Origin of the sequence: Lacibacter sp. (assembly GCF_035299325.1) — a bacterium.
Lineage (GTDB): Bacteria > Bacteroidota > Bacteroidia > Chitinophagales > Chitinophagaceae > Lacibacter.
In genome coordinates, this window is sequence record NZ_DATGWT010000004.1 from 221746 (window position 1) to 233688 (window position 11943).

General features: G+C 40.6%; 9 protein-coding genes. 4 read left to right on the forward strand and 5 right to left on the reverse strand.

Going from position 1 to position 11943, the window contains the following annotated elements:
• Positions 1-16: 16 nt before the first annotated feature.
• Positions 17-2287 (reverse strand): heavy metal translocating P-type ATPase, encoded by a 2271-nt coding sequence (locus VK159_RS02765; RefSeq protein ID WP_324228610.1) that lies wholly within the window; start codon positions 2285-2287, stop codon positions 17-19.
• Positions 2288-2379: 92 nt separating this feature from the next.
• A complete protein-coding gene (locus VK159_RS02770) occupies positions 2380-2931 on the reverse strand; it encodes an AraC family transcriptional regulator (RefSeq protein WP_324228611.1) in 552 nt (183 codons plus the stop codon).
• Between the two features lie 144 nt (positions 2932-3075).
• Here VK159_RS02770 and VK159_RS02775 point away from each other — a divergent pair, with 144 nt between their 5' ends.
• The 4 genes from VK159_RS02775 (at position 3076) to VK159_RS02790 (ending at position 6748) form a co-directional block, all read left to right on the forward strand.
• Positions 3076-3651, forward strand: coding sequence for a helix-turn-helix transcriptional regulator (locus tag VK159_RS02775; RefSeq protein ID WP_324228612.1), 576 nt, complete (start codon positions 3076-3078; stop codon positions 3649-3651).
• A 142-nt stretch (positions 3652-3793) separates the two neighbouring features.
• On the forward strand, positions 3794-4012 hold the full coding sequence (locus tag VK159_RS02780) for a heavy metal transport/detoxification protein (RefSeq protein ID WP_324228613.1): 219 nt from the start codon (positions 3794-3796) through the stop codon (positions 4010-4012).
• Positions 4013-4076: 64 nt separating this feature from the next.
• Positions 4077-4559, forward strand: a complete 483-nt coding sequence (locus tag VK159_RS02785; protein WP_324228614.1) for a DUF3347 domain-containing protein — start codon at positions 4077-4079, stop codon at positions 4557-4559.
• A 5-nt stretch (positions 4560-4564) separates the two neighbouring features.
• On the forward strand, positions 4565-6748 hold the full coding sequence (locus VK159_RS02790) for a multicopper oxidase domain-containing protein (protein ID WP_324228615.1): 2184 nt from the start codon (positions 4565-4567) through the stop codon (positions 6746-6748).
• Positions 6749-6887: 139 nt separating this feature from the next.
• Here VK159_RS02790 and VK159_RS02795 read toward each other — a convergent pair whose 3' ends face one another.
• From VK159_RS02795 to VK159_RS02805, 3 genes are read right to left on the reverse strand one after another with little or no spacing between them, the layout of a single operon-like run.
• Positions 6888-8909 (reverse strand): DUF2264 domain-containing protein, encoded by a 2022-nt coding sequence (locus VK159_RS02795; protein ID WP_324228616.1) that lies wholly within the window; start codon positions 8907-8909, stop codon positions 6888-6890.
• A gap of 27 nt (positions 8910-8936) precedes the next feature.
• Positions 8937-11075, reverse strand: coding sequence for a family 43 glycosylhydrolase (locus VK159_RS02800; protein WP_324228617.1), 2139 nt, complete (start codon positions 11073-11075; stop codon positions 8937-8939).
• Between the two features lie 6 nt (positions 11076-11081).
• The gene (locus VK159_RS02805; RefSeq protein ID WP_324228618.1) at positions 11082-11939 is read right to left on the reverse strand and encodes a glycoside hydrolase family 16 protein; all 858 of its coding nucleotides are present in this window, start codon (positions 11937-11939) and stop codon (positions 11082-11084) included.
• Between the last annotated feature and the right edge of the window lie 4 nt (positions 11940-11943).

Here is an 11943-nt window from a genome sequence, read left to right on the forward strand (position 1 = left end):
TATGTCTGATTTATTCTCAGGACAATGATGAATATTTTAAACGGAGACTGTTGCTCACAACACTAACACTACTCAAGGCCATGGCAGCACCAGCGATCATTGGATCCAGTAAGAAACCATTAACAGGATATAACACTCCTGCCGCAATAGGGATACCGATAAGATTATAAATAAAGGCCCAGAATAAATTTTGCTTAATGGTGTTTACTGTTTTCTTTGAAAGATCGATTGCTTTTGAAATGCTGCTAAGATCGGATGTGATCAATGTCATCTTTGCTACATCCATTGCAATATCACTTCCCTTACCCATGGCAATACTTACATCGGCCTGAGCAAGTGCATGGCTATCATTGATCCCATCGCCTACCATTGCCACCACTTTTCCCTGCTGTTGCAAAAGCTGCACAAACGCAGCTTTATCAGCAGGCATTACTTCTGCCTTATACTCTTTCAATCCAACTTCTTTGGCAATTGCAGCAGCCGTTTGCTTATTATCGCCGGTAAGCATATACACCTCAATTCCCTTTTTTTGTAAACTTTCAATCGCTGCTTTTGAACTTGCTTTGATTTTATCAGCAATGGCAATAACTGCAACCACCTGATCATTTTCTGCAAATGCAACAACTGTTTTTGCCTGCTGTTGCAGTTCGCTGATTCGCATTGTAAACTGTTCACTTATCTTAATAGCTTTATCCTGTAACAGCCTGGCATTGCCAACAAAGTATTGCTTGCCGTTATAGAGAGCAGCAACACCTTTACCTGTAATGCTTTCAATTTGCTGCAGTGAAACAGGATCTATTTTTTCTTTTTTAATAAAACGCACCACAGCTTCGGCAAGCGGATGTTCCGACTGCATTTCAATTGAAAGCAGAACTGATTTCAACTGAATGATATTCGAACTTTCATTAAACATTACATCACTCACTTCCGGTTTACCCTCGGTAATGGTACCTGTTTTATCGAGAATGATTGCATCTACTTTATGCGCAAGCTCAAGGCTTTCTGCATCTTTAATAAGAATATTATGCTCTGCACCTTTACCAACACCAACCATGATGGCTGTGGGTGTTGCCAGTCCTAATGCACAAGGGCACGCAATCACCAATACCGTAACAGCAGTTAACAAGGCATGTGTAAATGCATTTTCGCCACCAAACAACATCCAGGCAGCAAATGTGAAAATAGAAATTCCAATTACGATCGGCACAAAGATGCCGGCAATTTTATCGACCAGTTTTTGCACAGGTGCTTTACTGCCCTGCGCTTCCTGCACCATTTTAATAATTTGCGAGAGTAAGGTTTCTGCTCCAACTTTTTCTGCACGAAAGCGAAAGCTTCCTTTCTGATTAATGGTACCTGCAAATACTTTCTCACGGGATTTCTTTTCAACAGGAATAGGTTCGCCCGTGATCATACTTTCATCCACAAAAGATTCACCACCTGTAACTTCACCATCAACCGGAATCTTCTCACCTGGCTTTACTAATAATATAAAATCCTTTTTCACCTGGCTCACAGGCAATTCCTGCGTTTGCCCGTCTTCCAGCATCAGCGTAACAGTTTTGGGTTGAAGACCCATTAATTTTTTGATAGCAGATGATGTATTTGATTTTGCTTTTTCCTCCAGCATTTTTCCAAGCGATATAAACGCTATCACTACTGCGGCAGCTTCAAAATAAACATGTGCATGCAAGCCACGTGCATGCCAGAACTCAGGAAAGAAGCTGTTGAATGCACTGAAGAGCCAGGCAATACCGGTGCTCAGTGCAACCAATGTATCCATGTTCGCTTTTCCATGACTTGCCTGTTTCCAGGCATTCATAAAAAAGCTTCTACCGAAATAAAATACAACAGGTGTGGCTAGCACCATCATGATATAATTACCATACGGCATATCCATAAAAAACATACCAATAATAACTACGGGTACCGACAAAATGGAAGACCATATTGTACGTTGCTTTACTGCCTCATAATGTTTTTGCTGTGCTTCTTCTTTGAGTTCATTTTGATTTTCCTTTTCAATAATGATATCATAACCAATTGAACGGATCGTTTCCTGGAATTGTTCAGGAGTGGCAACCGCCGGATCATACTCAACCCATGCATCCTGGTTGGCGAAATTCACACCTGCATCTTTAACGCCTTCAACTGACTTCAACATTGATTCAACACTAACAGCGCATGCTGCGCAAGTCATTTCAAGCACTGGGAATGTTTCTTTCACAAGTGTTGAGCCTTTTGTTTTTGTTGAAACTGATTTCTTATTGAGCGTTTCCTGTTTCATAAAATTTCTTTGTACAAAACTAATTTGTGCTATCCCGTTTTCTGTTATACTATTTGCCCTGCGATGTATATAATTTCAACCGGTAAGAAAATCTAACTCCGGCTATGGCGCATTGTCTTAAAATGAGATGGATTTAATCCAGTCTGTTGTTTAAACTGCCGGGATAAATGCGCAACGCTGCTGAACCCCAGCTGAAAAGAAATATCGGCCAGTGACAGAGAGGTGTACACCAGCATTTCTTTAACTTTTTCGATACGATAATCAATGATGAATTTTTCAATGGTAGTTCCCTCTTCTGCGGAGAACTGCTGACTGATGAAGTCATACTCTTTCTCCAGCCTCTGCGCTACCAGATCAGAAAATCGAAAATGATGCGGAAAGTCAAACTCACCAGAGTATACTTCGGCTGCCAGTTGTTTTACTTCCTTTACCAGTTTTGTACGCTTGTTTTCCAAAACACTAAAGCCAAGCGGCGCAAGTTTCTTATTCAGCACATCATGATCCGTAAACGGGGCATTTATAGCAAATTTCACTTCACCCAGGTTTACTTCATCCAGTTCAATACCCAGTTGCCGGAGTTCTTGTGTAACGGTGGTAATGCAGCGGTTGCAAACCATCCCCTTGATAAAAACTGTTTGTTGCATAGCATTTTGATTTGGTACAACAAAGTAAAAAAAAGGACCTTCGGGTATTGTTATATGATTAGCTGAGATTTGTATAAAATCTGCAGGTACACTTGCACTACCGCCTGTCGGTATATTCTTATTCGTGACTATATTTGCAAAACGATGTCAGCAATTCTACATATTAAGAATATGGTATGCGACCGTTGCGTAATGGTGGTTCGTCAACAATTTGATGAATTACAGCTACAGTACAAAAACATTCAGTTGGGCCAGGTTGAGCTGAATGAAGAACCCGGTGCAGCGCAACTTGAACAACTGCGGACAATGCTGCAACAGCAAGGCTTCGAACTACTGGACGATAAGAAAGCAAAAACCGTAGATCGTATTAAAACAGCTATTGTGTCGCTCATACATGGCAAAGATGCTGATGAGTTTAACCTGAAGCTATCGGCCATGCTGGAAGAAAAGATCGGTATGGATTATCATTACCTCAGCAGCCTGTTCTCATCGGTAGAAGGCATTACCATAGAAAAATATGCAATTCTTCAACGTATTGAAAAAGTCAAGGAACTGTTGATGTACGACGAAAAGAACCTCAGCGAAATTGCCTATGAAATGGGCTACAGCAGTACACAACATCTTTCGCAACAGTTTAAAAAAGTAACCGGCTTAACACCATCGCATTTCAAGCAGCTGAAAGAAAACAAGCGTAAACCTCTCGACAAAATCACTGAATAGACGTCATTTGTCATCATGCCGAAATTATATACATCTCCCTCCTTATTATGTAACAGTCGGCCCTTCTCCTCTTTCTAATTTTACATCGTAAACAAACCGGCAATTAGCCGGCAAAAAGATTGAACGATTAAATTTTTGAAAGATGGACGCATTAACATTCAAAACAAACATTAAGTGCTCAGGCTGTATTGCAAAAGCAACTCCTTTTCTTGATCAGGTGGCAGGCAAAGACAATTGGGAAGTAGACATTACGAATCCTGATAAAATACTGCGTATTGAAACTGATGAACCCATCTCAACTCAAGACGTTATTAAAGCAGTTACAGAAGCAGGCTACAAAGCCGAAGCTATTCAACAGTAAACAGTATAGCTGGTAAGGATCACTACCGGCTATACTTTCTTATTCAACTTCAATTCAAACAGATATGAAATCATTTCTTCTTGCACTTGCTGTTTTCACCTGCACAGCTGCATCGGCACAAAGCAAGTCAGTCTCCGGAGTATTGGATGCGTACTACAAACTAAAAAATCAACTCGTTGCCGGCAACAGCTCAACAACAGCTACTGCCGCAGCAGATTTTAAAACAGCCGTTGAGGCTGTAAATAATTCAAACGCTTCTGCTGCTGAAGTAAAGGCATTTGAAACTGTAAAACAAAAACTGCAATCCGAAGCAGCTTCAATTGCTGCAACAAACGACATCAGTAAACAACGGGAAATGTTTTCATCCCTGTCGAACAATATGATCAGTTTGGCAAAAGCAACAACACTGTCAGATACGGAAATTTATATTGATTACTGTCCTATGAAAAAGGCCTCATGGCTTAGTGCTGAGAAAGCGATCAAAAATCCATACTATGGAAACAAAATGCTTACCTGTGGAAACGTAAAAGAAACGATTAAACAGTAATCAACATGAAACCGATCTACAGTCTTTTGGCGGCCGTCCTTTTCGTACTGCAAACCAATGCACAACATGGCATGCAAAAAACAACAACTGCAAAAGAGCCGTTCATGACAAGACACGGCAATAAGATTGTTTATCACTTGTATGTAACTGATACAATTGTTAATTACACAGGTAAGAAAGCGAAAGGCGTTGCCATTAACGGAACTATTCCGGCACCAACCCTCCATTTTACGGAAGGCGACACTGCCGAAATTCATGTGCACAACAAAATGCATATGGAAACCTCCATTCATTGGCACGGCTTGATCTTGCCGAATGAACAGGATGGTGTGCCGTATTTAACAACAGCACCTATAAAAGACCACAGTACTCATATTTTCCGTTTCCCTATTGTGCAGCATGGCACCTATTGGTATCATTCGCACACCATGTTGCAGGAACAAAGCGGTATGTACGGTGCAATTGTTATTCATGAAAAAGTAAAACAAACTATAGCTGAAGAAGTAGTACTGCTCAGTGACTGGACAAATGAAAATCCCAACCAGGTAGAACGTTCACTCCATTATGCTACCGATTGGTATGCTATAAAAAAGAAAGCAACACAGGATTACCTGCAAGCATTGAAAGAAAAAAGACTCGGCGTAAAGATCACGAACGAATGGAAACGCATGCTTGCAATGGATGTAAGTGATGTGTATTACGACGCACTGTTCACCAATGGAAATATTACAGAAGAAAAGAAACAATACAAAGCAGGCGATAAAGTTAGGCTACGTGTCATCAACGGGAGTTCATCAACTTATTTCTGGGTGCAGTTTGCCGGAGGAAAGATGAGTGTTGTTGCAAATGATGGTGCAGAAGTTGAGCCGGTTGAAGTGGACCGTTTTATTGTGGGTGTTTCCGAAACGTATGATGTGATGGTTACTATACCTGAAGACGGCAGTTACGAGTTATTATCAACTTCAGAAGACCGCACAAGGAGCACATCGCTTTGGTTAGGTAGCGGTACAAAACATGCTGCAGGTGCCATGCCCCGCTTAAAATATTTTGAAGGCATGAAGATGATGAACGACATGATGAATATGGATGGAAGCATGAATGACATGGATATGAACATGAGTTTGCAGCAGATGGATATGAACACGGTGATGTATCCCGAAATTGTTGACAGCAATAAATCCATTGTTACACTCAACTACGCCATGCTGAAAGCACCAAAGAAAACAACATTACCTGAAGGCCCGGTTCGTGAAATGAAGTTTGAACTTACCGGCAACATGACAAGGTATGTATGGACGATGGATAATAAAACGATTTCTGAATCGGATAAAATATTGATCAAACAGGGTGAGAACATCCGCATTATTCTAACCAACAACTCCATGATGCGCCACCCCATGCATTTGCATGGACATTTCTTCCGTACGCTGAACGGACAAGGTGAATATTCTCCACTAAAAACCGTGCTTGATATTATGCCAATGGAAACGGATACCATTGAGTTTCATGCATCAGAAAAATATGGCGACTGGTATTTTCATTGTCACATTCTCTATCACATGATGAGTGGTATGGGCCGCATATTTACCTATGAAAACACGCCTCCTAATCCACAGTTACCCGATCCAAAGAAAGCATTGAAAAAAGTGTATCATGATGACCGTCGTATGTATTTTTCAGCACAGGTTGGTATGGAAAGTACCGGCAGCGATGGTGAGATCATGTATTCCAATACTCGCTGGATGTTGCAGAACGAATGGCGACTCGGGTTAACGGCCGAAAAAGGATTTGAAAATGAATTACACATTGGTCGGTTGATTGGGCGTAACCAATGGCTGATGCCTTATGTTGGTTTCGACTGGCGCTATCGTAAACATGGAGAAACCGAGAAAAATCTTTTCGGGCAAGTGAATACAAAAGACAAACGTGGAGTCATCTGCTTTGGTTTTCAATACACATTGCCCATGATGGTAAGAGCTGATGCAAGGATTGACACGGAAGGAAAGTTGCGTGTGCAATTAGGCAGAGAAGATATCCCTGTCAGCAGCAGGTTACGTTTCAACTTTATGGCGAACAGTGATAAGGAGTACATGGCTGGATTCAGGTATATCCTTACGAAATACATTTCTCTTTCTACCCGCTATGATAGTGATATGGGACTTGGTGGAGGATTGACCATTACTTACTGACGTCATTCATTGTATCATTCATGAGTGCTTCGCATTATACTCAAATTAAAAGTGCCGAGGTTCGCAAGGAGATATAATGAGAGCAAGAATAAAACGGATATCCCGGTTGGGTTGCCGTTTTACTACATTGAACAAAAACTCAGTTAAGATCAAATAACATATTTACACTTTTCATTTTCACCTCTACTTTTCCAGTTGCTGTCACTACACTCACTTTCATTACAGGAACCAACTCATCGTCCGTCCACTTCTCACCACTCTTCTTCCACAACATCAGCGTAACAAAAACAGATTCTTTCTTTGGATTCAACTGCTGCATAGTATTGATGACCATACTTTCTTTACTCTCCGGATGTACATTGGTTGTAGCAATTGCTTTTGCTACATTCCAGTCATTTACAGGTACCAATGCCAGCTGGTATTCACCGTTATCGATGATGGTTGCTGTGTAGCCTTTTACTTTTCGTATGGTGGTTTTAATTGAGTTCTTCAGCTTAGGTAATGCATAATGACCTAAACGGATTTCTGTTGCAGTATCGCTTATTACTTTATCAACACGGAGAATACCGTTGGGCAAAGGCATATCAGCAAGATGAAATTTAATATTACTATTTGTTTCAACTACCGCATCACGGTAATAAACTCCCTTCTCAAACTTTTTAAAATCGTATAAACGTAAGGGCTCCCATTCATTTTTTTTATTGAGGACGATGTAATTCATGGCAACGACACCTGCAACACTATCGGCCTGCCAGGGAAATGCACTATTGTATGAAAGACGATTGTAATTTTCACTTGCACGGAAAGGTTCGTTTGCGCCAATGGCTTTTACTTTACACCATGCACGAATTTCGGAAGCACCAATATTTGGATAATCGGTGATGAGGATATGCGAACTGTCCTGGTATTTGTTGTACACTTTTCCTTTCTGCAATTCCTTTTCCCAGGCACCTTCGTTTTCAGTTGCCGTCCAGAATGGATTATCTGCCGGAATCATCAACGCAACAAATGCTTTCCCCATCCAGTAAGCCGAACCTCTGCAACTGTAAGGTTGTACAGCTGGTTCAAATGCGCCATAAAAACCAAGAGTAGGTACATTGTCCTGCAAAAAATCAGGGTGCTGTAAAAATTGCAAGATCACACCGGAAGAAATTCTCCGCATCCAGCCATAATTAATCGTTGGATCATTTTCATAACCCATCAGCGGAAATGGTGCAATGGATCCAATGCGGTAACTCATGCTTCTTCCCCACATTACCATCTTACCATCACGACTGAAGAGATATGGATAGTTGTTCTTTACATCTTTAAAATTGTTCATGAATTTCTCTGCATACTCAGGGTAGTATTTCTTTCCAAAGTATTCGCTCCATACCGGACCATACATCTGGAAAGCCCACATACTGTAGTAATCATACGCAGGCGCATCGTTATACCAGCCATTTCCACGGTAATGTGCCAGTGATTTATCAAGGTATTCGATTAATAATTTTTCATTAACTGCGTATCCTTTGCTCTTGAAAAAACTCAACACAAAAATGTTGAAGAACTTCCAGTTGCTTCCAACAGTTTTGCCATCGCCATAACTGATCATCGTTGCTGCGAGTTTATCTTTCTGTTCTTTGGTCAACGGATCGAATAATACTTCCGGTGCATAAAACATCGATACAGATAATGCACCAAACTCAACCAATATCTGGCTGGGCCCTCCACCCTTTGCCTGTGGCTTGATGTAAGATGGATGTGTCGGATCAAGTAAATTCAATATCTGGTGACGATAATAATCTGCTACTTTAATATTGTTGACAATAAGCTCAGGATTTTCTTTCAGTAATGGTGCTGCAATAAATAACGTACGCACAAGACCTTCGAGTTTTTCTGTGGGCACCTGCGCTTCAATTCTTGGATAGCTTTTGCCCGGCTGTTTTGGAAACTTCATCGGATCATCCAACGAATGAATATAACTGAATGCACCTTCGAGCAAGTACATCGCCGCATCTTTCCAATGCTTTCTTGTAACACCTGTATGTGGACTTAGTTTATAATCGGGAGCTGCAACTTTAAATACTTTTTTGCCATTTGTATATTGTACAAAATCAGAAGACTGACCTTTTGCCCCAAAACAGCAAAGAACCAAAGTAATGCATAGTAGTTTTCTCATCAAATTCCGCATCGCTACAAATTGATTTTATTTAAGTGCTTTTACACCCGCATGCGTAGGCGTTACCAGTTTTATACTTCCATCGGCATTGAATTCCATTTTATCAATACATACTTCACGGTTGAAGCCGGCAGCACCACCCATCGTAATTCCTTTTGGATAATTGAAGCGATGATACACGATATACCATTCATCTTTACCGGGGAGTTGTAAAACTGAATTATGTCCTGTGCCGTAAATACCTGTTGAAGGATCTTTTGCTATTACTAAATTATCTGTTGGAATATTAATTGGACCCAGTGGTGATGTTGAAGTTCCGTAACGCACCCGATAGTTTTCACTTCTTGTATCATCTTCACTCCACAAAAAATAATAAAGACCATTGCGATAGAAAACAGTTGTTCCTTCTCGGAATGTTCTATCAACCTTGATCGTTCTCAACGTTTCCTGTTTCAACGAAATCATATCATCATTCAACTCAGCAACAGCCATGTAGCCATTACCCCAATACAAATAACTTTTTCCTGTTTGCGGATCAGTAAATACTTCGGGATCAATTTCCTGGCCGCCTCGAACGCCTTCCGGTTTCTTATCGATCAATGCTTTGCCCATATCTGTAAACGGACCTGTCGGATCATCCGCAACAGCTACACCAATCTTTTGAGCAGCTGTGAAATAGTAAAAGTATTTGTACTGACCATTTACTTTCTTTTCAATTATGCAAGGTGCCCATGCATTTCGTTTGGCCCAACTTACATCTTTATGAAGATCAAGTATCACTCCTTCATCTTTCCAGTTGACGAGATCGGTTGATGAAAAAGCTTTGAAATAAGTTCCTGACCAACCATCAAACCCATCGCTTGTCGGGTACATGTAATACTTTTTTGTTTTTTCTGAATACAATACATCCGGATCAGCAAAGTAACCTTCGAGCACAGGATTATGATTTTCCTGTGCAATCACTTTCCATGTTTGTGGTTGCTGTCCTTTAATATTTACCACATACTTAACTGCAGCTTTTGTAAAATCCTGCGGCGTTGCAGGCGAAACAGTTGTTGCAGGTAATAATCTGAAAGCAGGATTAAATGATTTGAGATTCGTGCCTGGTTTTACTGAGAGATAAACTGTTTTATTAACCGTATCAATTCTTGTGTTGATCTTCTTGATTTGTTTTGATGTAGCATTACCCAGCACATCTTCTGCAGCTCCCCACTTCTTCATCAACCTTTCTGCTTCTGCAGCAGTAATCGGCATCACAGTTCCATGACGTGGATGAAAATTCATATTCACTTCTTCATCAATAACGGTAAAGGTTTTCAGATCTTTTGTTTTCGTGAATTGATATTTCCCTTTGGTGTACACATCATACATCAAAATATATCCTTCACCATTGTTTAATTTAAATACACCTGCACCTTCAACCGGATCTTTGGTTTGCTGCACATATTTATCCTGCAACACGTATCCTTCTGTTAATTTATCTGACGCTGCAATTTTAATACCTGCACCCTCGCCTTCCGTTTTAAAGAACAAATGATACTTACCGTCTTTAAAAACGATGTCGCCATCAATGCATGAACCGTTGGTTGCACTGAAGAATAATTGCTTAGGTTCAGTTTCGAGATCTGTGAACGCAGCATTGGCATATGCATAATAAATAATGTCAGCACCTTTGCCATGCTTCATCGACCAATAGATCATATACTTCTTGGCCTTAGGATCATAAATCGTTTGTGGTGCCCATACACGTAACAGACTATCGTTACCTGCAAAACGTTTCTGCATATTGATAATGCTGGATGACCAGTTAATCAAATCAGTTGATTTAAGCAATACCATTGCCCTGTTTGAATTCCAGCCATTGGAGGAAACCATATCGGTTACCACCATGTAAAAGGTTTTACCATCGGCACCACGCAGAATATGCGGATCACGCACACCACCTGTTTCACTTATTTCGGACGATTGAATTACTGGCTTATTGCCGTTCAATGCACGGTAATTATATCCATCAGTACTGATAGCAAATCTTATCTGTTCATCAGCTTTTGCATTACCCGTAAAATAAGTGAACAGGTATGCTTTGTATTGTGCTGATGCAATGCCTGAATATAAAACAACAGCGCAAAGCATCGCTGACATTCTCTTACTGTAAGTCAAATTCATACTTAATTATTTCTTCTGGTACACCCGAACGTAATCTATTTCAAATTTCTGTGGAAAGCTTGTTCCTGTAATATCGCCGCCATTCATTCCACCCATGGCAAGGTTCAACAGCATATAATGTTTTTGTTTGAAGGGATTAAAACCGCTGCCATCCTTATTTACCAACTTATCCAGGCTTACTTTATTCAATAACTGTTCATCGCAATACAAGGCAATAAACTCTTCCGTCCAATCCATTCGCCAAACATGAAACTTACTTGCCCATGCTTCTCCACCCAATGAATCTGTTTTAAATGTATTGCTAAACCATTGTGCTTTACGATCACTACCTAAGCAAGCAATATTCGCCAGCAACATCCCACGATAATATTCCATAATATCGATCTCGCCATTGCCCGGCCAACCTTTATCAACTCCTAATGTCCACCATGCAGGCCACATACCTTTACTGATGCCGATCTTTGCACGCAATTCAAAGCGGCCATACAACCAGCTTTGCCTACCTCTTGTGAGCAAACAAGATGATGTGTATTGAATTGTTGACCGGTTTGTTCGCCAGCTTTTAGTGTTTTCTTTATAATCAGGATTTGGTTTTTCTTCCTTCCGTGCTTCGATCAACAACAATCCATTACCAACACTTGCATTCTCCGGTTGGTACCATTGCAACTCTTCATTGCGCACAAATCCATATTCATAATTCCAGTTGGCCGTATCGGGTTTGCCGTTACTGTTAAACTCATCTGCCCACACTAATGTATAACCATCTTGCGTAACAGTTGTTTGTTTTGTTTTTACAGCTGCATGCCTGTTACATGCTGCAATGAGCAGAAACAAACAAAGGAATTTACTATTGCGAACGATCATGATT

What these genes read in the sequence shown, in the direction of transcription:
- VK159_RS02765 (WP_324228610.1), bottom strand. Translation starts at nt 2,287, where the DNA reads ATGAAACAGGAAACGCTCAATAAGAAATCAGTTTCAACAAAAACAAAA.
- VK159_RS02770 (WP_324228611.1), bottom strand. Translation starts at nt 2,931, where the DNA reads ATGCAACAAACAGTTTTTATCAAGGGGATGGTTTGCAACCGCTGCATT.
- VK159_RS02775 (WP_324228612.1), top strand. Translation starts at nt 3,076, where the DNA reads ATGTCAGCAATTCTACATATTAAGAATATGGTATGCGACCGTTGCGTA.
- VK159_RS02780 (WP_324228613.1), top strand. Translation starts at nt 3,794, where the DNA reads ATGGACGCATTAACATTCAAAACAAACATTAAGTGCTCAGGCTGTATT.
- VK159_RS02785 (WP_324228614.1), top strand. Translation starts at nt 4,077, where the DNA reads ATGAAATCATTTCTTCTTGCACTTGCTGTTTTCACCTGCACAGCTGCA.
- VK159_RS02790 (WP_324228615.1), top strand. Translation starts at nt 4,565, where the DNA reads ATGAAACCGATCTACAGTCTTTTGGCGGCCGTCCTTTTCGTACTGCAA.
- VK159_RS02795 (WP_324228616.1), bottom strand. Translation starts at nt 8,909, where the DNA reads ATGAGAAAACTACTATGCATTACTTTGGTTCTTTGCTGTTTTGGGGCA.
- VK159_RS02800 (WP_324228617.1), bottom strand. Translation starts at nt 11,075, where the DNA reads ATGAATTTGACTTACAGTAAGAGAATGTCAGCGATGCTTTGCGCTGTT.
- VK159_RS02805 (WP_324228618.1), bottom strand. Translation starts at nt 11,939, where the DNA reads ATGATCGTTCGCAATAGTAAATTCCTTTGTTTGTTTCTGCTCATTGCA.